Source organism: Ralstonia sp. 25mfcol4.1 (assembly GCF_900104095.1).
Lineage (GTDB): Bacteria > Pseudomonadota > Gammaproteobacteria > Burkholderiales > Burkholderiaceae > Cupriavidus.
This window is the reverse complement of record NZ_FNJO01000012.1, coordinates 62,303-85,207: the sequence shown is the minus strand read 5'-3', so window position 1 is coordinate 85,207 and position 22,905 is coordinate 62,303. Positions and strand designations below refer to the sequence as shown.

Annotated in this window: 17 protein-coding genes; 9 read left to right on the top strand and 8 right to left on the bottom strand. The window is 66.4% G+C overall.

The window, feature by feature from the left end; translation table 11 throughout:
* Nucleotides 1-40: 40 nt before the first annotated feature.
* A complete protein-coding gene (cbiB, locus tag BLQ58_RS20505) occupies nt 41-1,018 on the bottom strand; it encodes an adenosylcobinamide-phosphate synthase CbiB (RefSeq protein ID WP_092601627.1) in 978 nt (325 codons plus the stop codon).
* Nucleotides 1,015-1,755, bottom strand: coding sequence for a bifunctional adenosylcobinamide kinase/adenosylcobinamide-phosphate guanylyltransferase (gene cobU / locus BLQ58_RS20500; protein WP_092601625.1), 741 nt, complete (start codon nt 1,753-1,755; stop codon nt 1,015-1,017). Before cobU ends, cbiB begins: the two co-directional genes overlap by 4 nt.
* Before the next feature lie 107 nt (nt 1,756-1,862).
* On the opposite strand from cobU, the gene BLQ58_RS20495 reads away from it, so the two are divergent.
* Nucleotides 1,863-3,446 (top strand): cobyric acid synthase, encoded by a 1,584-nt coding sequence (locus BLQ58_RS20495; protein WP_092601789.1) that lies wholly within the window; start codon nt 1,863-1,865, stop codon nt 3,444-3,446.
* Here the strand turns inward: BLQ58_RS20495 and BLQ58_RS20490 are convergent.
* A complete protein-coding gene (locus BLQ58_RS20490; protein ID WP_092601623.1) occupies nt 3,421-3,975 on the bottom strand; it encodes a GNAT family N-acetyltransferase in 555 nt (184 codons plus the stop codon). The genes BLQ58_RS20495 and BLQ58_RS20490 overlap by 26 nt on opposite strands.
* Nucleotides 3,976-4,148: 173 nt before the next feature.
* Here BLQ58_RS20490 and BLQ58_RS20485 point away from each other — a divergent pair, with 173 nt between their 5' ends.
* Nucleotides 4,149-5,336: a PepSY-associated TM helix domain-containing protein gene (locus BLQ58_RS20485; RefSeq protein ID WP_092601622.1), complete on the top strand. Its 1,188-nt coding sequence runs from the start codon at nt 4,149-4,151 to the stop codon at nt 5,334-5,336.
* A gap of 66 nt (nt 5,337-5,402) precedes the next feature.
* Here BLQ58_RS20485 and panC read toward each other — a convergent pair whose 3' ends face one another.
* From panC to BLQ58_RS20470, 3 genes are all read right to left on the bottom strand, one after another.
* Nucleotides 5,403-6,245 (bottom strand): pantoate--beta-alanine ligase, encoded by an 843-nt coding sequence (panC, locus tag BLQ58_RS20480; RefSeq protein ID WP_092601621.1) that lies wholly within the window; start codon nt 6,243-6,245, stop codon nt 5,403-5,405.
* Between the two features lie 156 nt (nt 6,246-6,401).
* Nucleotides 6,402-7,310: a segregation and condensation protein A gene (locus BLQ58_RS20475; protein ID WP_066731933.1), complete on the bottom strand. Its 909-nt coding sequence runs from the start codon at nt 7,308-7,310 to the stop codon at nt 6,402-6,404.
* Nucleotides 7,311-7,342: 32 nt separating this feature from the next.
* Nucleotides 7,343-7,534 carry a DUF3460 family protein gene (locus tag BLQ58_RS20470; protein WP_092601619.1) on the bottom strand — a complete coding sequence of 64 codons (192 nt, stop codon included), beginning with the start codon at nt 7,532-7,534 and terminating at the stop codon, nt 7,343-7,345.
* 173 nt (nt 7,535-7,707) lie between these two features.
* On the opposite strand from BLQ58_RS20470, the gene BLQ58_RS20465 reads away from it, so the two are divergent.
* The 3 genes from BLQ58_RS20465 to bamE all read left to right on the top strand — a co-directional run bounded on the left by BLQ58_RS20465 (nt 7,708) and on the right by bamE (nt 14,314).
* Nucleotides 7,708-9,591: an autotransporter assembly complex protein TamA gene (locus BLQ58_RS20465; RefSeq protein WP_092601617.1), complete on the top strand. Its 1,884-nt coding sequence runs from the start codon at nt 7,708-7,710 to the stop codon at nt 9,589-9,591.
* Nucleotides 9,591-13,700 carry a translocation/assembly module TamB domain-containing protein gene (locus BLQ58_RS20460; RefSeq protein WP_092601615.1) on the top strand — a complete coding sequence of 1,370 codons (4,110 nt, stop codon included), beginning with the start codon at nt 9,591-9,593 and terminating at the stop codon, nt 13,698-13,700. Before BLQ58_RS20465 ends, BLQ58_RS20460 begins: the two co-directional genes overlap by 1 nt.
* 65 nt (nt 13,701-13,765) lie before the next feature.
* Nucleotides 13,766-14,314 carry an outer membrane protein assembly factor BamE domain-containing protein gene (bamE, locus tag BLQ58_RS20455; protein WP_092601613.1) on the top strand — a complete coding sequence of 183 codons (549 nt, stop codon included), beginning with the start codon at nt 13,766-13,768 and terminating at the stop codon, nt 14,312-14,314.
* Nucleotides 14,315-14,480: 166 nt separating this feature from the next.
* Here bamE and metG read toward each other — a convergent pair whose 3' ends face one another.
* Both metG and BLQ58_RS20445 read right to left on the bottom strand, forming a co-directional pair.
* On the bottom strand, nt 14,481-16,553 hold the full coding sequence (gene metG, locus BLQ58_RS20450) for a methionine--tRNA ligase (RefSeq protein ID WP_092601611.1): 2,073 nt from the start codon (nt 16,551-16,553) through the stop codon (nt 14,481-14,483).
* Between the two features lie 310 nt (nt 16,554-16,863).
* The gene (locus BLQ58_RS20445; RefSeq protein WP_092601609.1) at nt 16,864-17,499 is read right to left on the bottom strand and encodes a YiaD family glycine zipper/OmpA-like lipoprotein; all 636 of its coding nucleotides are present in this window, start codon (nt 17,497-17,499) and stop codon (nt 16,864-16,866) included.
* Between the two features lie 376 nt (nt 17,500-17,875).
* Between BLQ58_RS20445 and apbC the strand changes: the two genes are divergently transcribed.
* The 4 genes from apbC (at nt 17,876) to BLQ58_RS20425 (ending at nt 22,888) form a co-directional block, all read left to right on the top strand.
* Nucleotides 17,876-18,964 (top strand): iron-sulfur cluster carrier protein ApbC, encoded by a 1,089-nt coding sequence (gene apbC, locus BLQ58_RS20440; protein WP_092601607.1) that lies wholly within the window; start codon nt 17,876-17,878, stop codon nt 18,962-18,964.
* Between the two features lie 137 nt (nt 18,965-19,101).
* Nucleotides 19,102-19,677, top strand: a complete 576-nt coding sequence (locus BLQ58_RS20435) for a superoxide dismutase family protein (protein ID WP_092601605.1) — start codon at nt 19,102-19,104, stop codon at nt 19,675-19,677.
* A 204-nt stretch (nt 19,678-19,881) separates the two neighbouring features.
* Nucleotides 19,882-20,448, top strand: a complete 567-nt coding sequence (gene dcd, locus BLQ58_RS20430; RefSeq protein ID WP_092601603.1) for a dCTP deaminase — start codon at nt 19,882-19,884, stop codon at nt 20,446-20,448.
* Nucleotides 20,449-20,623: 175 nt separating this feature from the next.
* The gene (locus tag BLQ58_RS20425) at nt 20,624-22,888 is read left to right on the top strand and encodes an arginine/lysine/ornithine decarboxylase (protein ID WP_092601601.1); all 2,265 of its coding nucleotides are present in this window, start codon (nt 20,624-20,626) and stop codon (nt 22,886-22,888) included.
* Nucleotides 22,889-22,905: the final 17 nt, after the last annotated feature.

Sequence of the window (22,905 nt, the reverse complement as noted above, 5' to 3'; positions counted from 1 at the left end):
CCGCTCACACCGCTCACACCGCTCACACCGCTCACACCGCTCACGCCGCCCCCCATTTCGAAACCAGGACCGTCACCAGCGGCACGCTCAGCATCGCCACGCCGAGCCACAGCCACAGCGTGCGCTGCACGAGCCGCAGGCAGGCGTGGACGTGCGCAGCGCGCGGCGCGTCGCCGATGCCCAGCGGCGGGCGTTCTTCCCACTCGCCGTGGTAGCGCGCGCCGCCGCCCAGCGCCACGCCCACCGCGCCGGCACCGGCCGCCATCACGGGGCCGGCGTTCGGGCTCGACCAGGCCGGAGCCTGCGTGCGCCAGCAGCGCATCGCCTGCGCGGTGGCGCCCAGCAGCGCGTACGACAGCGCGGTCAGCCGCGCCGGCACCAGGTTCAAGCCATCGTCGATGCGGGCAGCGGCCCAGCCGAACATTTCCCAGCGCGGCGTGCGATAGCCCCACATGGCGTCGAGCGTATTGGCCAGCCGGAAGACGATCACGGCGGGCGCGCCGCCGACGAGGAACCAGAACAGCGCGCCGAAGACGGCATCGTTGCCGTTTTCCAGCGCCGATTCGCAGGCGGCCCGCGCCAGGGCTTCGGCATCGGCATCGGCCGTGTCGCGCGACACGATGCGCGCCGTCAGCGTGCGCGCGGCGGGCAGGTCGTTGCGGGTCAGTGCATCGGCAATGGGGGCGATGTGCTGCGTCAGGCTGCAGGCACCCAGTGCGAAGTAGAGCGCGACGGCGTGCAGCGCCCAGGCCAGCATCGGATGGACATCGGCTGCCAGCGAGACCAGCCACGCGGCCAGCGCGGCAGGCCCCAGCACCACCAGCGCCCACGCGAGCAGCCCGGCCAGGCGCTGGCGCGCGGCGCTGCGTTCGGGACGATTGAGACGGTGGGCGACGGCCGACGCGAGACGGCCAAACCCGACCAGCGGATGCCAGCGGCGCGGCTCGCCAAGCCAGCGGTCCAGCAGCACGCCGGCAAGTGCGGCCGCCACGCAGGCAGCCCAGGACATCATGATCATCGTGTGTGGCTGCCGCGAGCCTGGGACGGAGCAGGGTCCTTGATCGATACCGGGATGCCGGCGACCAGCAGCCGCACGCGATCGGCGGCGGCTGCCAGCTTCTGGTTCAGGCGGCCAAGTTCGTCGACGTAGAAACGCGTGATGGCGCCCATCGGCACCACGCCGAAGCCGATTTCATTCGACACCAGGATCACATGGCCGGGCAGCATCGGCAGCGCCGTCATCAGCGCGTCGATTTCCTCGGTAAAGGCCGGCGGCGGCGTGATGACGCCGTGCTCGGGATACTCGCGGTTCTCGCCAAAGAGCAGATTGTTGAGCCACAGCGTCACGCAATCGACGAGGATGCAGCCGTCGTGGCGCGCATGCGCGTAGAGCGCGTCGGCCAGATGCACCGGCTCTTCCACCAGCGTCCAGTCGGCCGGCCGGCGCGCGCGATGCAGCGCGATGCGGACTTCCATTTCCTGATCGGCCGCTTCGACGTCGTGCCGGGCCGTGGCGATGTAGGTGACCGGGCCACGCGTCAGGGCCGCATGATCGGCGGCGAGCTGCTCGGCGAAATGGCTCTTGCCCGAGCGGGCGCCGCCCAGCACCAGCGTCAGTTCGCGCGGCGCGGCGGTACCGGCCTGCGGCCGCGGTGCTGCTTCGGTCGCCGGCTCGGCGTCCGTGGCCGCGCCTGCCGAAGCCGGCTCGGAAGTGGCCGAGAGATTGAGCGCCTGGGGCGGGGCTTGGGTCTTCATCCGGCGTATTGTAGCCGTCGCATCCCCCGGCCGCATGCATGGATCTTGCAGAGTTTCTGGCGAAGGGCGCCGTGCGGGCGGCCGGCCGCTGCTGCCATAATCGCGCGATGCGAAACGATCCTTCTGCCAACTCCTTTCCGTTTGCGCCGCGTGCCCTGCGCGGCACCCTGATGGTTCAGGGCACCACGTCCGACGCGGGCAAAAGTACCGTCGTGGCCGGCCTGTGCCGCATCCTGGCGCGCGCCGGGGTGGCCGTGGCCCCGTTCAAGCCACAGAACATGGCGCTGAACAGCGCGGTCACCGTCGATGGCGGCGAAATCGGACGCGCCCAGGCGCTGCAGGCCCAGGCGGCGGGGCTGGCGCCCCACACCGACATGAATCCGGTGCTGCTCAAGCCCAGCAGCGACATCGGCGCGCAGGTCATCATCCACGGCCGGGCGCGCATGGATCTCGACGCCAAGGCCTATCACGCCTACAAGCTGCAGGCGATGGCCGCCGTGCTGGAAAGCCACGAGCGGCTGAAACAGGCGTACGGCGTGGTGCTGGTGGAAGGCGCGGGCAGCCCCGCCGAAGTGAATCTGCGTGACCGCGACATCGCCAACATGGGCTTTGCCGAGCGTGTCGACTGCCCGGTCGTGCTGGTGGCCGACATCGACCGTGGCGGCGTGTTCGCCCATCTGGTCGGCACGCTCGACTGCCTGTCCGAGTCCGAGCGGGCGCGCGTCAAGGGCTTCATCATCAACCGTTTTCGCGGCGATATCGGGCTGCTGCAGCCGGGCCTGGACTGGCTCGTGGCCCGCACCGGCAAACCGGTGTTCGGCGTGCTGCCCTACCTGCACGGCCTGCATCTCGATGCGGAGGACGCCATCGCCAGCGCGCAGGTGGCCAGCCGCGACGGCGACGTGCTGCGCGTGATCGTGCCGGTGCTGCCGCGCATCTCGAACCATACCGATTTCGACGCGCTACGGGCGCACCCGAACGTCGACCTGCAGTTCATCGGCCCTGGCATGCCGATTCCGCCGGCGGACCTGGTGATCCTGCCGGGCAGCAAGAGCGTGCGCGCCGACCTGGCCTTCCTGCGCGCCAACGGCTGGCAGCCGGCGCTGCTGCGGCACCTGCGCTACGGGGGCAAGCTGATGGGTATCTGCGGCGGCATGCAGATGCTGGGGCGGCTGATCCACGACCCCGACGGCCGCGAAGGGCCCGCCGGCACCAGCGATGGGCTGGGCCTGCTCGACTTCGAAACCACGCTGGCGCCCGAGAAGCAGTTGCGGCGCGTAGCCGGCCGGCTCGATGCGGAAACTGGCGGCGGGGCGGTGGAGGGGTACGAGATCCATCTGGGCATCACCCACGGCCCGGCACTGGCGCGCCCGGCGCTGTGGCTGGACGTGGCAGACGGTCCGGATGATGCGGGTGATGCGGCTTACGCGGGCGGCAATCCCAGGCCTGATGGCGCCGTATCGGATGACAACCAGGTGATGGCCACGTATGTACACGGCCTGTTCGACCATCCGGACGCCTGTGGCGCGCTGCTGCGCTGGGCGGGTCTGGCGCGGGCCGAGGGCATTCAACTGGATGCGCTGCGCGAAGCGTCGATCGACCGGCTGGCCGACAGCATGGCCGCGCATCTCGACCTGCGGGCGATGTTCGCGCCGCTGGCAGGGGCTACGGACCCGGCGCCAGCCGGCTGACCAGCGCGTCCACGTCGTCCCAGCTGACGCGGCGGATGGCCACCATGAGGTCGGTGCCCGGGAACGGATCGTTGAAGGCGTCCGATTCCACGCCGCCCAGCCGCCGGTAGAACGCGCGCGCCTGCGTGTTGCCGTCGAGTACATAAAGAAACAACGGCTTGCCCGGCCACTGGCTGGCCACACGCGCCGCGCAGTGGGCCATCAGCGTCCTGCCATAGCCTCGTCCGTGAAACGCTTTCATCACGTGGAGGTTGTCCAGATAGATCCCATAGCCGGGCTCGGCCAGCGGCATCAGGCACGAGAATCCGGCTGGCTGCCCGTTCACGCGCAGGAGGGTGGCTTCCAGCGGGGCTTCGGCGCCTTCAAGCATCCGTGCGCGCCAGGTGGCCAGCCGTTCGGCCGGCGCATAGCTTTCCAGGTAATCGGCGGGAATCAGGCCGCCATAGGCATCGCGCCAGCTTTCGGCGTGCATGGCGGCTAGCAGATCGGCGTCGGCCGGGGTGGCGGGAACCAGTTCGATCAAGGGCATGGCAGGGCGGGGCGGCACGGGATGGGCGCAATGGATGGCGCGTCCACGATCTTAGCGGCTCGCTGCTAGAATCGCGAATTCTTCGCATTTGCATTTGGGCGGTGCCGCACAGATGCATGGCGAAAGCCGCCTCATGTGTGCATCAAACGCCGCATTTCATAAGAAAGACTCCCATGGTCTCCGGTCGTCTGCGTACCGTTCTCGTCAAGCTGCACCTTTATATCGGGCTGGTCTTCGGCCTGCTGTTCGTCATGATGGGCCTGACCGGCACGCTGATTTCGTGGCGCGACGACATCGACAAGTGGCTTAATCCAGACCTGCTGCAGGGGGTATCGGCCACGCGCATCCCGGTGGGCGCGGCCACGGTGGAATCGGTCACGGCCAGGCTGATGGCGGATCCGAAGTATGGCAAGCCCAACCTGCTGATGCTGCCGATCGACGAACACGACGTGTTCATCGCCTACTACCCGATCAAGGGGCCGGAGGCGATGCCGGGCCGCTCGCGGCAGGTCATGATCGACCCCATCACCCTGGCCGTGAAGGGCGAGCGCCTGTTTGGCGTGCCGGGACTGTCGCGTCAGCAGATCATGCCGACGCTGTTCCATCTGCATCGCTACCTGCTGTCTGGCGACACAGGCAAGACCATCATCGGCGTGACCGGGATGGTGCTGTTCTTCACGGTGCTGATGGGCGTGGTGCTGTGGTGGCCCAGGATGAAGCTGCGCGCGCTGAAGCAGTCTGTGCGGATCGCGCACGGCGGTTCGTGGTCGCGCTTCTTCTATACCTTCCATCGTGCGGGAGGCTTCTTTGCGGCGCCCGTGCTGGCCACCATTGCGTTCTCGGGCTGGTATCTGAACCTGCCGAAGTGGGTCACGCCGATCATCAGCACGGTCATGACCGTGAGCCCGCAGGTGAAGCACCAGTCCGATACGCCACCCGCCGGCGCGCACGCCATCACCCCGGCCCAGGCCATGACGGCGGCGCAACAGCAGTTCCCGGGGGCGCAGGTCACGCGCATCAGCCTGCCGCGCAAGCCCGGCGATGCGTACGAGGTGCGGCTGCGCCAGGAGGGCGAACTGCAGGAAGACAGCGGCGCCACGCGGCTCTGGCTCGATGCCTACACCGGCCGGCCGCTCGGCGCGCGCGATCCCCGCGATGCCCGGTCCGGCGACGCGTTGATCTTGTGGCTGTTCCCGCTGCATACCGGCGAGGCGTTCGGCACCTACGGCCGCGCGTTCATCACCGCATTCGGGCTGATGCCGCTGGCGTTCGCCGTGACCGGCGTGCTGATCTGGTGGAAACGCCGCAGCGGCCACAAGCGCCATCTGGAACGTGAAAAGGCGCGGCTGAAGCGGGCCTGAAGCGGGGCGGGGGTGTTCTTCCCTCTCCCGCGCTGAGGGAGAGAGAAGTCAAGACTCGGAGAATCTTTAGATTTCGAGGTTGTCGATCAGGCGCGTATTGCCGAGCTTGGCGGCGGTCAGCACCACCAGCGGTTCGCCGGCGGCGAATTCCTCGCGCGTCGGGGCCTGCAGGTTGCTGCGCTTGCGGATCGACACATAGTCGGGCTTCCAGCCGCGTGCCTGCAGCCGGCCCAGCGCGTCGGCCTCCACGGCCAGCAGGTCAACGGTGCCATTGCCCAGCACGGTGTCGCGCACCTCGTGCAGTGTCTTGTACAGGACCGGCGCTTCCTTGCGCTCGGCTTCGCCGAGATACCGGTTGCGCGACGACAGCGCCAGGCCGTCTTCGTCCCGCACGGTCTCGGCCGGGATGATGTCCACGGGCAGCGCGAACTGCTGCGCCATGCGCCGCACGATCATCAGCTGCTGGTAGTCCTTCTTGCCGAACACGGCCACGCGCGGCTGCACGCAGCAGAACAGCTTCATCACCACGGTGCAGACACCCTTGAAGAACCCGGGGCGGAACTCGCCTTCGAGGATGTCACCCAGGTCATGCGGCGGTTCCACGCGGTATTCCTGTGGCACCGGATACATGTCCGATTCGGTCGGCGCGAACAGCACGTACACCCCTTCGCTCTGCAGCTTTTCCACGTCGTCCTGTAGCGTGCGGGGGTACTTGTCGAAATCCTCGTTCGGGCCGAACTGCAGGCGGTTGACGAAGATCGACGCCACCACGGGGTCGCCATGCTGGCGTGCCAGGCGCATCAGCGACAGGTGGCCTTCATGCAGGTTGCCCATGGTAGGCACGAACGCCACGCGGTTCTGGCCGCGCAACTGGTCCCGCAATTCCTGGATGGAAGGAATGACTTTCATGAATGTGGTGTGCCGTCGTGGTTGGAGCGTGCCGCTGCGTGGCAGCTGGCGTGCCGGCTCTCTGGGTACGCATTGGCCGGCTGTCGGCGGATTGTAGAGCATCCGCGCCGGTTCGGGCCCGGCCCTGGCGGGGAATTGTTCCGCTGGGTGGAAGGATCAGGCGGGCGTGTACGCCAATCGCACATAAATGGGTGCGAATGGCTCGGCCTGCGTGATCTCGACCAGCGCCTCGCGCGACAGCTCCAGCATGGCGATGAAGTTGACCACCACCACGGGCACGCCCTTGCCGGAGCGGATCGCGTCCTCGAACAGCTCGCTGAATTCCATGAAGCGGGCGTGCTGCAGGCGGCGCAGGATCTGGCTCATATGCTCGCGCACGGACAGTTCCTCGCGCGAGATCTTGTGGTGCTGGTTCAGCTTGGCGCGCTTGAGCACGTCGGCCCAGGCCGACTGCAGGTCCACCGTTTCCACATCGGGAAAACGCTGCACCAGGCTCTGTTCGATGTAGACCTGCGAGCGCAGGAAATCGCGGCCCAGCTGCGGCACGGTGTCCAGGCGCTGGGCGGCCAGCTTCATCTGCTCGTATTCGAGCAGGCGGCGCACCAGTTCGGCACGCGGGTCCTCGGCTTCCTCGTCGCTGTCGGCCTTCTTGACCGGCAGCAACATGCGCGACTTGATCTCGATAAGCATCGCCGCCATCAGCAGGTACTCGGCCGCCAGTTCCAGATTGGTCTGGCGGATCTGATCGACGTACGAAAGATACTGACGCGTCACCTGGGCCATCGGGATGTCCAGGACGTTGAAGTTCTGCTTGCGGATCAGGTACAGCAGCAGGTCAAGCGGGCCTTCGAAGGCCTCCAGGAAGACTTCCAGCGCATCGGGCGGGATGTACAGATCCTGGGGCAGCTTGAACAGCGGCTCGCCGTAGAGGCGGGCGAATGCCATCCCGTCGACCATGTCGGCCGGATTGGCGCTGGCGCCGACCGGCTGCGCCACGCTGGGCAGCTCCACGGGCAGCGTCAGTTTTTCCTGCGCGCCGGGGTCCAGCGGATCGCTCGGATGCATCGGGATGGTCGTCGGCGTGGCCGGAGGGCCGTTCAGTTGTCAGACGAGTAGACGTAGGGCTTCTGCGCCACGCGCGAGGCGTTGGCCTGGGCGCGTTCGTCGAGGTCGATCGGGGCCTTGTCCCACAGCAGGCCGCGGCCTTCGCGCTGCTCCGCTTCCAGCGACGGGCGCTCCTGCTTGAGCGTCTTCAGGAACTGGGTGATATCCGATTCGTACATGGCCATGATGAAACCTGTGCCCACTGGGCGGCGTTGGGGATGACGGGGCAGGATTTTACCGTATCGGCAAGCCCGGCTGCCGGTGCGGACCCCTGAAACCCGAATTTTGGCGTCGGGATGGCCTTGCGGCGCCGGTGGTGTGGTCAAATAGCGACTTGATTCGGGAGCCACCAGGACGGATGACGATTGCTTTGGGCCGCTTGGCCGCACAGCCCGCCCCAGCCAAGGCGCCAGGCACCTTTGGCGGTGCCCGCCGGCTCTCGCGTGTGGTTGCCACCCATGCCGCAACCCATGCCGCCACCCTGGCCATCGCCCTGATGCTGCTGGCGGCCCCCTGGCTGCCCGCCCACGCCGCCAAGGCCCAGTACAAGGTCGAGATCGACGCGCCCAAGGCGCTGAAGGACATTCTCGAAGAACACCTCGACCTGTCGCGCTACACCACCCGCACCGATATTTCCGACGACCAGTTCCAGTACATGGTGGAAACCGTGGGCGACCAGGTGCGCCAGTTTGCTTCCACCGAAGGCTGGTTCGACCCGGTCACCAAGGCCACGGTGGAAGGCCAGGGCGACCATCGCGTGGTCCATATCAGCGTGGATCCCGGCGCACGCACCGTGATCCGGCGCGCCGATGTCGAGGTAAGTGGCCCCGCCGCCACCCTGTCGCCCGAGCAGGTGGAGCAGATGCGCGCGAAATGGGGGCTGCCCGTGGGCCAGCCGTTCCGGCAGGCCGACTGGGACAAGGCCAAGGAAGACGCGCTGGTGCAACTGCAGAGCAAGAGCTACTACGGCGCCAGGCTGGCGTCGTCGCAGGCGCGCATCGAACCCGACGAGCAGGCCGCCGACCTGCGGGCCAAATACGAGAGCGGCCCGGCCTATGTGCTCGGGCCGCTTGAGATCGAAGGCACGCGCCGCTATCCGGCCCAGATCATCCGCAACGTGAATCCGCTGAACGAGGGCGAGCCCTACCGGGTGGAGCGGCTGCTGGAATTCCAGCGGGCGGTCCAGAACCAGCCCTATTTCTCGAACGTGCAGGTCGAACTGCAGGAGCCGCCCGCCGCCACGTCGGCGGAGGCCGCGGCGCAGCGGCAGACGGTGACGGCGCCGGTCAAGGTGAAGGTGCGCGAATATCCGACGCACCGGCTCAGTTCCGGCGTCGGTTTCACCACCGACACCGGCGCCCAGGTGGAAGGCCGCTATTCGTACTACAACCTGTTCAACCGCGCCTGGGTGCTCGACTCGCAGGCCCGGATCGAACAGAAGCGCCAGTACGGGTTTGTGGAAATGGCGATGCCGCCGGACCCGCACACCTACCGCAACAGCATCTATACGAGCTACGAACGCCTGATCGATGTCGAGAGCACCGACACCAAGAGCTGGCGCGCCGGCCTGAAGCGTTCGCGGTCGCGCGAAAAGTACGACACCACCGTGTCGCTCGACTTCTACTACGACGTGCTGACGCCATACGGCGAACCCTCGCAGTACTCGAAGGCGCTGGTGCCGGCATTCGCGTGGACGCGCCGCGACGTGGATAACCCGGTCTTCCCGCGCCGCGGCAACGTGATCAACACCCAGATCGGCGTGGCCGCCAAGGGCGTGCTCAGCGACGCCACCTTTCTTCGCGTGTACGGCCGGATCCGCCAGTACGTGCCGGTGGGCAACCGCGACCTGTTCCTGGCGCGGCTGGAACTGGGTGCCGACATGACGTCGAACGATCCGTCGCTGATTCCGGCCACGCTGCGGTTCCGTGCGGGCGGCACCGATTCGATCCGGGGCTACAGTTACCAGTCGATCGGCACGCCGTCCGGCCAGAGCGTGCTGCCGGCGCGCTACCTGGGCACGGGCAGCCTGGAATACCAGTACTGGTTCAAGCCCGAATGGGGCGCCGCCGTGTTCTGGGACATGGGCACCGCCACCAACAACCTGAGCGGCATCAAGATCTACCACGGCGTGGGCGTGGGCGCGCGCTGGCGCAGCCCGGTGGGGCCGGTGCAGCTCGATATCGGCTACGGCATCCAGCAGAAGCAGTTCCGGCCGCATATCTCGCTGGGGGTGGCGTTCTGATGAACATGCCGGACACGCCGCCCGAGCCCCGCCGCCCCCGCCGCCGCGTGTGGAAGGTGCTGGCCTGGCTGCTGGGTATCCTGCTGGTGCTGCTGATTGCGCTGGTCGCCACGGCCGTGACGGCGCTGCGCACCGAGACCGGCACCCGCCATCTGTGGAACGTGGCCACCCGGCTGTCGGCCGGGATACTCGCCGGCCAGTTCGATGGCGGCACCGTGACCAGCGGGCTGCGACTGCACGATGTGGTATTCGCCAGTGGCGATACGCGCGTCACCATCGACCGGATCGACGCAAAGTGGGAGGTGTCGTGGTCGCCCGCGCAGCTGCATGTGGCATGGCTGAAGCTGGGCAAGATCGACGCGCGCCTGCCGGCTTCCCCGCCGAGCACCGAGCCGGCGAAGATGCCGCAGTCGCTGGAACTGCCGCTGGCGGTCGACGTGGATACGCTGACCGTCCGCGAGCTGTCGCTGCTGCAGGGGCCGGCCGCCACGTCGACTCCGCTGGTGCTGTCGGACCTGTCCGGCGCGCTGCATAGCGACGGCCAGCGCCATCGCTTGGTCGTGGACAAGCTCGTCACGCCGTACGGCAAGCTGCAGGCCAATGCGCAGATCGGCGGCAGGACGCCGTTCCCGCTGACGGCCGAGGCGCTGCTGGAGGGCCGCTGGAAAGAGGAAACCTATGCGGTGTCCGCCACGGCCGGCGGATCGCTGGAGCAACTGCGTGCCGAACTGGAAGCCAACGGCGACCGTATCCGGGCGCGCGGCAATGCCGATGTGACGCCGTTCGGCAAGGTGCCGTTCACGCACCTGATTATCGATGGCGAGCGCATCAACCCGCGCCTGTTCAGCCCCACCGCGCCCCAGGCCAACCTGACCGTCCATGCGGATCTGCGCCCGGTGGAATCGGTGCCGCCGCCGCCCGAGGTGGCCAAACCGAAGCCCGGTGAATCGACCGCCAGCGCCGTGGCCGCCGCATCGGCCGCGTCGGCATCGGCGCCCGTTCCCACACCGGTGGCCCCCACTAAGAACCCGCTGGCCGTGGCCGGCGAAGTCACCGTGCGCAACCTGGAGCCGGGCCCGATCGACAAGGAACGCCTGCCCGTGCATGCCGTGCAGGCGCGCGTGGAGCTGAGCGAATTGACGCAGACGCTGCGCGACCTGCGGATCCAGCTGCCGGGGCGCGCCGAGATCGTCGGCCAGGGCACCCTGCGCGAAGGGCGGGGCGGCTTCGATCTCGATGTCCGGCATCTCGACGCCGCCGCGCTGCATACGGGCATGGTGGCCACGAACCTGTCCGGCCCGGTGATCCTGCGGCTCGAACCGGGCCGCCAGAGCGTGGCGCTGGATGTGGCCGGCGGCGAGATCAAGCTGTTTGCCGATGCCCGGATCGACGAAGACGCGATCACGCTGAAGGCGCTGCGGGCAGGCCTGGGCAGCGGCACGCTCACCGCCGACGGCAAGCTCGGGCTGAAGGACGAGCAACCGTTCGACTTCAAGGGCAAGCTCGCCAATTTTGATCCGGCACGGCTGGCCAAGGTGGCGCCGGGCCGGATCAACGCCGAATTTTCAACGAAGGGATCGCTGGAGAAAGTGCTACGTGTGGCGCTCGACTTCGCGCTGGGCGAGAGCGAATACGCGGGGCTGCCGATGACCGGCAACGGCAAGGTGCGGCTGGAGGGCGAGCGCCTGCTGCCCAGCCAGGCATCGCTGCTGATGGCCGGCAACCAGGTGAACCTGAACGGCAGTTTCGGCGCACGCGGGGATAGCCTCAAGGTCAACATCGACGCCCCGCAGCTCGATCGCCTGAAGTTCGGCGTCGGCGGCCGCGCGAAGGTGGACGCGGTGGTCACGGGCACGCTGAAGAAGCCCGAGGTGGTGGGCGACTACAGCGCACAATCGCTGGTGGTGGGGCCGCACAAGGTGGCCAGCGCCAATGGCCACGTGGAACTGCGCGGCGGGCTGAACGGCACGCTGTCGGCGCAACTGGCCGCGCGCGATTATCACGGTCCGCAGGCCACGGTCCGGACGCTCGATGCCAACCTGAGCGGCACCCAGGCCGATCACACGTTCGACGCCAAGGCGGCCGGCACGATGCACGAGCGCCCGCTGCAGCTGTCGCTGTCGGGGCAGGGCGCCTGGCGCGGCGACCAGGGCTGGGCCGGCACGATCCGCACGTTGGAGGAGAGCGGCACGGCCAAGGTCCGGCTCGTCTCGCCCACCCAGCTGATGGTGGCGGACCGCCATATCCGGCTGGGCCAGACGCGGCTGCAGTTCGAGCGCGCGACGATGAATATCGAAGGCTTCGAGTTCGATCACGGCCGCATCCGCACGCAGGGCGCTTTCAACGGCGTGGAGGTAGGGAACATCATCAAGCTGGTGGAGACGTTCACCGGCGAATCGCTGCCGGTGCGCTCCGACCTCGTGCTCGATGGCGGCTGGAACCTGAGCCTTGCCGAAACCGCCACCGGGTTTGCCGAGATCCGGCGCCGCGGCGGCGATGCGTCGGTCAATGCGGGCCGTGGCTGGACGACCCTGGGCCTGGGCGAAACGGCGCTGCGGGCCGAGTTCAGCGGCAATCGCGTGACGCTGCGCGGCGGCAGCACGTCGCAACGGATCGGCAAGGTGACCGTCGATGCATCGGCGGGGCTGGTCAGCGAACAGGGCCTGCTGACGGTGGGGCCGGGATCGACGCTCGGCGGCACGGTCACGGCCGACATCCCGCGCCTGAAATCGCTGGAGGCGCTCAGCGGCCCGCAGTACGCGCTCGAAGGCAAGCTGGCCGCGGCGCTACAACTGGCCGGCACGGTGGGCAATCCGCTGCTGACCGGCGCCATCGACGGCAACGGGATCGGCATCACGCTCTACGACCTGGGCATTCGGCTGACCGACGGCGAAGTGCACGTGGTGCTGGACCAGAACACCGTGGAATTGAAGCAGGTGCGATTCCGGGGCGGCGACGGCACGCTGACGGCCACCGGCGCGGTGAAGCTGGGCGAAACCGATCCGAACCTGACCGGCCGCATCGTTGCCGACAAGCTCCAGCTGTTTGCCAGCCCCGAGCGCACGCTGATCGTGTCCGGCGAGGCCGGCATCGCCAACGAAAACAAGCTGATCGCCATCCGTGGCAAGTTCCGCGTGGATCGCGGCCTGTTCGACCTGCCCAAGGCCAGCGCGCCGGTGCTGGGCGACGACGTGGTGGTGGTGCGCCGCAAGGACGAGCGCGAACTGAAGACCGCCGCCACGCCAGTGGTCCCCGAATCCAAGCCGGCCAGCCGCTTCAGCCCGCTGATCGACGTGACGATCGACCTGGGCGACAACTTCCGCTTCCGTGGCGCCGGCGCCGACATCCTGCTGGCCGGCCAGCTTGGCATCAAGAGCGAGCCGCTGGCGCCGATGCGGGCCACGGGCACGGTGCGCGTGGTGGAAGGCACGTACGAGGCCTTCGGCCGCAAGCTCGATATCGACCGGGGCACGATCAACTTCAACGGTCCGGTGGACAACCCGAACATGTTCATCCGCGCCCTGCGCCGCAACCAGGAGGTGGAAGCGGGCGTGGAAGTCACGGGCACGGTACGGCTGCCGCGCGTGCGGCTGGTGTCGGAGCCGAACGTGCCGGACGAAGACAAGCTGTCGTGGCTGATGTTCGGCTACGGCGCCGAGAGCGCGGGGTCCAGCCAGCAGCGACAGCTGAGTGGCGGCGCCATCGGCGGTGCGGCGCTGGGCATGATCGGCGGCAAGGCCGGCAAGAGCGTGGTGTCGCATTTCGGCATCGACGAATTCTCGATCGGCCCCAGCACCGCCGGCCTGAACGACCAGCAGGTGGTCAGCATCGGCAAGGCGGTGTCCGACCAGATTTCGGTCGGCTACGAGCAAAGCCTGACATCGGCATCGAACGTGGTGAAGCTGACCTGGGCGTTCTCGCGGCGCTGGTCGCTGATTGCCAAGGGCGGATCGATCAACGGCCTGTCGGTGCTGTTCAACCGCCGGTTCAACAATTGGGATACGCTGTTCGCCGGCGATTCGGGCCGGCGCCGGAATGCGGCGGCCGGCGCCACCGCGGAAGGCGCCAGCGCGCCGGCCGGCGATCCCGTCGAAGCCATCAAACGATGAAGCCAATCCTTGCGAGGCTTGCGATGCCACCCTTCCACCACGCGTCTCGCCGACGCCTTGCCGCCATGGGACTGATTGCCAGCCTGCTTGCCCTGTTCGGATGCGACCAGCAGAAGGTCGACGAAGCCATGAAGAAGGCGAAATCGGTGGCCACCGATACCTGGAACAGCGTGAAGCCCGATAGCCAGCTGTTCAAGGGCATCGAGATCGGCAAGTCCACCGAGGACGATGTGCGGCGCCAGGCCGGCAAGCCCGAGATCGTCTGGGAAGAACCGGACGGCGGCCGCCGCCTGGAATACCCGCGCGGCCCCGAAGGCGCCACCACATGGATGGTGACGACCAACGCCGACGGCACCGTGCGTGCCATCGAACAGGTGCTGACCGCCGAGAATTTCGCAAAAGTACGACCCGGCATGAACAAGGACCAGATCCGCCGGATGCTGGGCAAGCCGACCAAGGTGGAGGCATTCCGCCTCAAGCAGGAAGAGGTGTGGGGCTACCGCTGGTTCGAAAGCCCGACGGACCGGGCCTTCTTCAACGTGCATTTCAACACCGATGGCACGGTAACCACCACGTCGCGCAGCGACGATCCGTCGAAACGGCAGGGCGGGTAAATGACGAGCTGAGGTGTCGAGGGGTGTTCCCCTCTCTCGCGAAGTGGGAGAGGGGCAGGGGGAGAGGGCAACGCGGCTGCTTGCCGACCTGTCGCAATTTGAACCGCTGCGCTCTCACCCCCAACGCCTCTCCCGCCCGGCGGGAGAGGGGTAGCGGTCGCGGGCTTTAACGAATCCGCATGCCGGGCACAGCCCCGCTATGCGGTTCGAGGATATACAGCCCCGGATTGGCCTTCTCGTCGGCGGCCGAGGCGGCCAGCACCATGCCTTCGGACATGCCGAACTTCATCTTGCGCGGGGCCAGGTTGGCCACCACCACGGTCAGCTTGCCCACCAGCTGCTCGGGCGTGTAGGCCGACTGGATGCCCGAGAACACGTTGCGCGTCTTGCCTTCGCCCAGGTCCAGCGTCAGCTGCAGCAGCTTGTTCGAACCTTCCACCTTCTGGCATTCGACGATCTTCGCCACGCGCAGGTCGATCTTCGCGAAGTCGTCGATCGTGATGGTTTCGTTAATCGGCTCGATCGAGGCCGGCGAGGCAGCATCGGCGGCGGGCGCAGCGCCCGAAGCCAGGAGCGATTCCTTGTTGGCAGCCAGCAGCGCGTCGATCTGCTTGGTGTCCACGCGGGTCATCAGATGCTGGTACGCCTGGATCGGACGCTCCGCCGACAGTTGACGGTCGATGCCGCGCCAGTCGAGCGGCTCGATGTTCAGGAACGACTCCACGCCGGCAGCCATGGTCGGCACCACGGGCTTCAGGTAGACCGTCAGCAGGCGGAACGCTTCGAGCGAGACCGAGCACGCAGCGTGCAGGGCATCGCGCTTGCTTTCGTCCTTGGCCAGTTCCCACGGCTTGTTGGTGTCGACGAACGCGTTCACGGCGTCGGTCAGCTCCATCACCAGGCGCAGCGCCTTGCTGTACTCGCGGCCTTCGTAATAGGCGGCAATCTGCGGCGCGGCCTGGCGGAGCTGTTCCAGCAGCGGATTGGCCAGCGCGGCCTCATTCACCTTGCCGTCGAATCGCTTGACCAGGAAACCGGCCGCGCGGCTGGCGATGTTCACGTACTTGCCGATCAGGTCGCTGTTCACGCGGGCGACAAAGTCGTCCAGGTTCAGGTCCAGATCTTCCATGCTCGCGTTGAGCTTGGCGGCAAAGTAGTAACGCAGCCATTCCGGATTCATGCCGGTGTCGATGTAGCTTTGCGCGGTAATGAACGTGCCGCGCGACTTGCTCATCTTGGCGCCGTCCACGGTCAGGAAGCCGTGCGCGAACACGTTGGTCGGGGTGCGATAGCCCGAAAACTTCAGCATCGCGGGCCAGAACAGCGTGTGGAAGTACAGGATGTCCTTGCCGATGAAGTGGTACTGCTCGGCGGTCGAATGGGGGCCCACCCAGGCGTCGAAGTCGATGCCGCGCTTCGCTGCCAGGTTCTTGAAGCTGGCGTAATAGCCGATCGGGGCGTCCAGCCACACATAGAAGTACTTGCCGGGCGCGCCCGGGATCTCGAAGCCGAAGTAGGGGGCGTCGCGCGAGATATCCCAGTCGGACAGCGTCGAGGCCTCGCCTTCGGCGCCGAGCCATTCCTGCATCTTGTTGCTGGCCTCGGGCTGGGCCAGGTCGGCCACCCATTCGCGCAGGAACGTCTCGCAGCGCGGGTCGGACAGCTTGAAGAAGAAGTGCGTGGACGACTTGCGCACCGGCGTGGCGCCCGAAACCACCGAGTACGGGTTCTTCAGGTCGGTCGGCACATATGTGGTGCCGCATACTTCACACGAATCGCCGTACTGGTCCTTGGCGCCGCACTTCGGGCACTCGCCCTTGATGAAGCGGTCCGGCAGGAACATGTTCTTGACCGGGTCGAAGAACTGCTCGACATCGCGCTCGGCGATCAGGTCCTGGCCCTTCAGCGACAGGTAGATCTTTTCGCAGAGTTCGCGGTTTTCCTCGGCATCGGTGCTGTAGTAGTTGTCGAACGACACCAGGAAGCTGTCGAAGTCGCGCTTGTGCTCGGTCCAGACGCGGTCGATCAGCTGCTTGGGCGTGATGCCTTCCTTTTCCGCGCGCAGCATGACCGGGGTGCCATGGGTATCGTCGGCGCCGACGTAGTAGACCTCGTTGCCCATCATGCGCTGGAAACGCACCCAGATGTCGGTCTGGATGTACTCCACCAGGTGGCCGATATGGATCTGGCCGTTGGCGTACGGCAGGGCAGAGGTAACGAGAATGCGGCGTGCGGTCATGAAAAGAGCCGTTCAGTGGGGTGTCGATGCGCGCCCGGCGGCTGCCGGACGAAGGAACCGGCTATTTTAGCAACTGCCCGGCCAGATTGCTCGGAATGGCGTCGAACGCGGCACAATCGGCGCCCAATCTCGCTGAAATGGCACGGTCGATGGCACGATCCGCACGGAAACGGGCAAAAAAAAGCGCCGGTTAGGTACCGGCGCAGCTTTCCACAACGGAAAAGGAGGAGAAATCAGGTACCGCCCGGGAGGTCAGCCACCCATCGCGAGCCAGCAACGGTGGCAAGCGGTACCTGAACTCTATGACTGGTCACCCGGAAATTGGTTTCAAGAAAATTTCGACGCGACGATTTTGTGCACGTCCGGCCTCGGTGGCGTTGTCTGCCACGGGCTGGGTCTGGCCCCGGCCTTCGGCCGTCAGGCGGTTGCGGCCCACGCCATGGTCACCCAGGTACGAAGCCACGCTCTGGGCGCGGCGTTGCGACAACTGCATGTTGTAGCTCGGGTTGCCGGTGCTGTCGGTATGGCCCACGACATTGGCGGTCACGTCCTGATGCTGGCTCAGCGTCTGGGAAACCTGGTCGAGCACTGCGCGGAACGACGGCTTGATCGTGGCGCTGTCCGTATCGAACGTCACCTGGCTGGGGATATTGACCTTCAGCGAGCCGTCCGGCTGCTCGGTGATCTGCGTGCCGGTGCCGGCCGTATCCTTGTTCAGCTTGCCGCGGATAGCGTTCCAGTTGTAACCGGCGGTGCCGCCCAGCGCACCGCCCACGGCGGCGCCGACCAGCGTGCCCGTGGTGTTGCCGCCGATCAGGTTGCCCAGTCCAGCCCCCACGGCCGCGCCAACGCCGGTGCCGACCGCGGTATGGGTCTGCTGTTCGGTGGCACAACCTGCCAGAGCGGCAGCGGCGACGATCGAGACGGTAACGAGCTTGAGGTTCATGCTTTCTCCTTCTGGTGATACCCGTAAATGTTTGGCCAACGGCATGTCGCATGGTAACGCCTGCCGCCGGAGGGCGGTCGGGGCGCGACAAGTTTCAACATGCGTATGAAAACGCTCTGGCCATGCCGTGCGCTGACGCACAGCGCCGGAGCGCCGCAAGGCCGGCGCACTACAATAGGCAGATGGCGCCAGCGGCACAAGTCCAGGAATGTGAGAGATGTAAATGTCTGTAAATCCACACTTAATCAAGGGTTAAATCAGACGGCGTTCCACGGTGCGCGCGGACCTGCTACCGTGGCTGCTGCCGGCAGACGTTCTTTTGCTACATTACGCGCCTCGCATCCCCCACTATTTCATTCCAAGAGCGGAGTCTGCCTTGAGCCTCACCACTGAACAGGTAACCGAAGTCCTGCGTACGGTCATCGATCCCAATACGGGCAAGGACCTTGTCTCCACGCGGTCGGCCCGCAACGTGCGGGTCGATGGCAACAACGTGTCCGTGGAGGTGGAGCTGGGTTACCCGGGCAAGAGCCAGTTCGACCTGATCCGCAACCTCGTGACCGATGCCGTGCGCAAGCTGGACGCCGCGGCCAACGTCAGCGTGGCGGTGTCGATGAAGATCGTCGCCCACGCGGTGCAGCGTGGCGTGAAGCTGTTGCCGGGCGTGCGCAATGTGATCGCCGTGGCATCCGGCAAGGGCGGCGTGGGCAAATCCACCACGGCCGTGAACCTGGCGCTGGCCCTGGCCGCCGAGGGCGCGCGCGTGGGCATGCTCGATGCCGATATCTATGGCCCGAGCCTGCCGATGATGCTGGGCATCAGCGGCCGCCCGGAATCGACCGACGGCCAGACCATGATGCCGCTGCAGGGCCACGGGCTGCAGGCGAATTCGATCGGTTTCCTGATCGAGCAGGACAACCCGATGGTCTGGCGCGGCCCGATGGTGACCTCCGCGCTGGAACAACTGCTGCGCCAGACCAACTGGACGGACCTGGATTACCTGATCGTCGACATGCCGCCGGGCACCGGCGACATCCAGCTGACGCTGTCGCAGAAGGTGCCGGTCACCGGTGCGGTGATCGTGACCACGCCCCAGGACATTGCCCTGCTGGACGCCCGCAAGGGCCTCAAGATGTTCGAGAAGGTCGGCATCCCGATTCTTGGCATCGTCGAGAACATGGCCGTCTACTGCTGCCCGAACTGCGGCCATACAGAACACATCTTCGGTGCCGGCGGCGCCCAGAAGATGAGCGCCGACTATGGCGTGGACGTGCTGGGCAGCCTGCCGCTGAACCTGTCGATCCGCGAGCAGGCCGATTCGGGCCATCCGACCGTGGTGGCCGATCCCGATGGCCAGATCGCCGGGATCTATCGCGAAGTCGCGCGCAAGGTAGCCATCAAGGTTGCCGACAAGGCGCGCGACATGAGCAACAAGTTTCCGAGCATCGTGGTCCAGAACACCTGAAGCGTTTGAAGGGGCAGCAGGAAAATGGGAGGCTGTCCGACATTGTCGTGCCGGGCGCCTGTCCTACAATCCACACGGCAGGGCGTCGACGTTCACGCGCGGGCATCGCGCACACAAGCAAGAAGAGGAGGAACGGCATGAAACGTGTACTTTTCGGATTGACGGTCGGTGCTGCCGCGGTGCTGGCGGCCGGCTGTGCGCAGACGGACAAGAGCCCGTCGGCCGCGCCCACGGCCAGCGCGGCCATGGCCGCCCCCGGCGCCACCCGGGCCGCCGCGCCGCTGGCGTCCAGGAGCGGCACCAATACCGGTGGGCGCGTCACGTTCGAGCAGCAGCCGGGCGGCGGCGTGATGGTGGTGGTGGCGGTGACCGGCCTGCCACCGGGCACCACGCACGGATTCCATATCCACGAAAAGGGCGATTGCTCGGCGCCGGACGGCATGAGCGCGGGCGGCCACTTCAATCCGGGCGCCAAGCCGCATGGCCAGATGTCGATGCCTGAACACCATGCCGGCGACATGAACAACCTGACGGCCGATTCCTCCGGCAATGCGCGCGCGCAGTTCGTGATGAGCGACGTAACCGTGGGTGCCGGCCCGAACAGCGTGGTGGGCCGGTCGGTGATCGTCCACAAGGATCCGGACGACTATCGCACCCAGCCCACGGGCAATGCGGGTGGCCGCATCGCGTGCGGCGTGATTGCGGCAATCTGATTGCGGCGACCTGGCCGGGCGCTGGCAGCCTCGGCCGGCCCGTCTTCCGCCTGACGGGAGACGGGCGTCCGGCCTGAATTGACCTCGCCGGGGGTGCATCGGGTTTCCCCCGGGGTCCGCCCGGCGAATGGTTGTACAATGCGCCCCATTCCAGCGGCGCCGGGCTATGGCCGGCCAGCCGTCCGACCCTCCTGCCACGTCTATATGAGCATCAAATCCGACAAGTGGATCCGCCGCATGGCGGAACAACACGGCATGATCGAACCGTTCGCGCCCGGCCAGGTACGGGAGTCGGACGGGCGCAAGATCGTTTCCTATGGCACGTCGAGCTACGGCTACGACATCCGGTGCGCCGACGAATTCAAGATCTTCACGAACATCAACAGCACCATCGTCGATCCGAAGAATTTCGACGAGAAGTCGTTCGTGGACTTCAAGGGTGACGTCTGCATCATCCCGCCGAACTCGTTCGCGCTGGCCCGCACGATGGAGTACTTCCGGATTCCGCGCAGCGTGCTGACCATCTGCCTGGGCAAGAGCACATACGCCCGCTGCGGCATCATCGTCAACGTGACGCCGTTCGAGCCCGAATGGGAAGGCTACGTGACGCTGGAGTTCTCGAACACCACGCCGCTGCCGGCCAAGATCTACGCCGGCGAGGGCTGCGCCCAGGTGCTGTTCTTCGAATCGGACGAGATCTGCGAGACCTCGTATGCGGACCGCGGCGGCAAGTACCAGGGCCAGCACGGTGTCACGCTGCCGAAGACCTGACGCCCTGTCATATTCCTGCCTCACAATGCCGGCGTGTGAAACGCGCCGGCGGCGCCACCGGGCGCAACAGCCCGGGCGCCAGACCTGACGAACGAGCCACATGTCGCTGTTGCGGGAACCTCCCGGCGGCCATGTGGCTCAAGTCTTTACAAGCACCCTCATCAAGGATTGCCCGATGAAATTCCGCTTCCCCGTCATCATCATCGATGAAGACTTCCGTTCCGAGAACATTTCCGGCTCGGGCATTCGCGCACTGGCCGAGGCCATCGAGCGCGAGGGCATGGAAGTGATGGGTCTGACCAGCTATGGCGACCTGACATCGTTCGCCCAGCAGGCCAGCCGGGCTTCCACATTCATCGTCTCGATCGACGACGACGAGTTCGTGCGCGCCGACGACCAACCCGAAGCCGCCGCCATCGAGAAGCTGCGCGCATTCGTGAACGAGGTCCGCCGCCGCAACACGGACCTGCCGATCTTCCTGTACGGCGAAACGCGCACTTCGCGTCACATTCCGAACGACATCCTGCGCGAGCTGCACGGCTTCATCCACATGTTCGAGGACACCCCCGAATTCGTGGCGCGCCATATCATCCGCGAGGCCAAGGTCTATCTGGACACGCTGGCCCCGCCGTTCTTCAAGGCGCTGATCGACTACGCGCAGGACAGCTCGTACTCGTGGCACTGCCCGGGCCACTCGGGCGGCGTGGCGTTCCTGAAGAGCCCGGTGGGCCAGGTCTTCCACCAGTTCTTCGGCGAAAACATGCTGCGCGCCGACGTCTGCAACGCCGTGGAAGAACTGGGCCAGCTGCTGGACCACACCGGCCCGGTGGCGGCGTCCGAGCGCAATGCCGCGCGCATCTTCAATTCGGACCACATGTTCTTCGTGACGAACGGCACGTCGACGTCGAACAAGATGGTCTGGCACGCCAACGTGGCGCCGGGCGACATCGTGGTGGTGGACCGCAACTGCCACAAGTCGATCCTGCACGCGATCATGATGACCGGCGCGATCCCGGTGTTCCTGATGCCGACGCGCAACCACTACGGCATCATCGGCCCGATTCCGAAGAGCGAGTTCGATCCGGAGACCATCCGCAAGAAGATCGAGAACCATCCGTTCGCCAGCAAGGCCAAGAACCAGAAGCCGCGCATCCTGACGATCACGCAGGGTACGTACGACGGCGTGCTGTACAACGCCGAGCAGATTAAGGAAATGCTGACGTCCGAGATCGACACGCTGCATTTCGACGAAGCCTGGCTGCCGCACGCCGCGTTCCACGATTTCTACCGTGACATGCACGCGATTGGCCGGGACCGGCCGCGCAGCAAGGACGCGCTGGTGTTCGCCACGCAGTCCACGCACAAGCTGCTGGCCGGCCTGTCGCAGGCATCGCAGATCCTGGTGCAGGATTCCGAGACCCGCAAGCTGGACCGCTACCGTTTCAACGAGGCGTACCTGATGCACACCTCGACGAGCCCGCAGTATTCGATCATTGCGTCGTGCGACGTGGCGGCGGCCATGATGGAAGCACCAGGCGGCACCGCGCTGGTCGAGGAAAGCATTGCCGAGGCGCTGGACTTCCGCCGCGCCGTGCGCAAGGTCGAGGCCGACTACGACGTCGTGAACAACGGCGACTGGTGGTTCAAGGTCTGGGGCCCGGACACGCTGGCCGAGGAAGGCGTGCCCGACCGCGACGAATGGATGCTCAAGGCCAACGAGCGCTGGCACGGCTTCGGCGACCTGGCCGATGGCTTCAACCTGCTGGACCCGATCAAGGCCACCATCATCACCCCGGGCCTGGACGTGGACGGCGAGTTCAGCGAACGCGGTATCCCGGCCGCCATCGTCACCAAGTACCTGGCAGAGCACGGCATCATCATCGAGAAGACGGGTCTGTACTCGTTCTTCATCATGTTCACCATCGGCATCACCAAGGGCCGCTGGAACTCGCTGGTGACCGAGTTGCAGCAGTTCAAGGACGACTACGACCAGAACCAGCCGCTGTGGCGCGTGCTGCCCGAGTTCGTCGGCAAGTATCCGCAGTACGAGCGGATGGGCCTGCGCGACCTGTGCGACGCCATCCACAGCGTCTACAAGGCCAACGACGTGGCCCGCGTGACCACCGAGATGTACCTGTCGGACATGGAGCCGGCGATGAAGCCGTCGGACGCCTGGGCGATGATGGCGCACCGCGAGATCGAGCGCGTGCCCGTGGACGAGCTGGAAGGCCGCGTGACCGCCATCCTGCTGACGCCGTACCCGCCGGGCATTCCGCTGCTGATCCCGGGCGAACGCTTCAACCGCACCATCGTGCAGTACCTGAAGTTCGCGCGCGAGTTCAACAAGCTGTTCCCGGGCTTCGAAACCGATATCCACGGCCTGGTGGAAGACGAGGTCGATGGCCAGACGGCGTACTTCGTGGACTGCGTGAAGCAGTAAGGCTTCGTTCGATCCAA

Bases quoted from the DNA above. Each gene is read 5' to 3' on its own strand.
- BLQ58_RS20445 (WP_092601609.1), bottom strand. From the start codon at position 17,499: ATGAACCTCAAGCTCGTTACCGTCTCGATCGTCGCCGCTGCCGCTCTG.
- bamE (WP_092601613.1), top strand. From the start codon at position 13,766: ATGGGACTGATTGCCAGCCTGCTTGCCCTGTTCGGATGCGACCAGCAG.
- BLQ58_RS20425 (WP_092601601.1), top strand. From the start codon at position 20,624: ATGAAATTCCGCTTCCCCGTCATCATCATCGATGAAGACTTCCGTTCC.
- panC (WP_092601621.1), bottom strand. From the start codon at position 6,245: ATGAAAGTCATTCCTTCCATCCAGGAATTGCGGGACCAGTTGCGCGGC.
- BLQ58_RS20490 (WP_092601623.1), bottom strand. From the start codon at position 3,975: ATGCCCTTGATCGAACTGGTTCCCGCCACCCCGGCCGACGCCGATCTG.
- BLQ58_RS20475 (WP_066731933.1), bottom strand. From the start codon at position 7,310: ATGCATCCGAGCGATCCGCTGGACCCCGGCGCGCAGGAAAAACTGACG.
- BLQ58_RS20485 (WP_092601622.1), top strand. From the start codon at position 4,149: ATGGTCTCCGGTCGTCTGCGTACCGTTCTCGTCAAGCTGCACCTTTAT.
- BLQ58_RS20460 (WP_092601615.1), top strand. From the start codon at position 9,591: ATGAACATGCCGGACACGCCGCCCGAGCCCCGCCGCCCCCGCCGCCGC.
- BLQ58_RS20465 (WP_092601617.1), top strand. From the start codon at position 7,708: ATGACGATTGCTTTGGGCCGCTTGGCCGCACAGCCCGCCCCAGCCAAG.
- BLQ58_RS20435 (WP_092601605.1), top strand. From the start codon at position 19,102: ATGAAACGTGTACTTTTCGGATTGACGGTCGGTGCTGCCGCGGTGCTG.
- BLQ58_RS20470 (WP_092601619.1), bottom strand. From the start codon at position 7,534: ATGGCCATGTACGAATCGGATATCACCCAGTTCCTGAAGACGCTCAAG.
- BLQ58_RS20495 (WP_092601789.1), top strand. From the start codon at position 1,863: ATGCGAAACGATCCTTCTGCCAACTCCTTTCCGTTTGCGCCGCGTGCC.
- metG (WP_092601611.1), bottom strand. From the start codon at position 16,553: ATGACCGCACGCCGCATTCTCGTTACCTCTGCCCTGCCGTACGCCAAC.
- dcd (WP_092601603.1), top strand. From the start codon at position 19,882: ATGAGCATCAAATCCGACAAGTGGATCCGCCGCATGGCGGAACAACAC.
- cbiB (WP_092601627.1), bottom strand. From the start codon at position 1,018: ATGATCATGATGTCCTGGGCTGCCTGCGTGGCGGCCGCACTTGCCGGC.
- cobU (WP_092601625.1), bottom strand. From the start codon at position 1,755: ATGAAGACCCAAGCCCCGCCCCAGGCGCTCAATCTCTCGGCCACTTCC.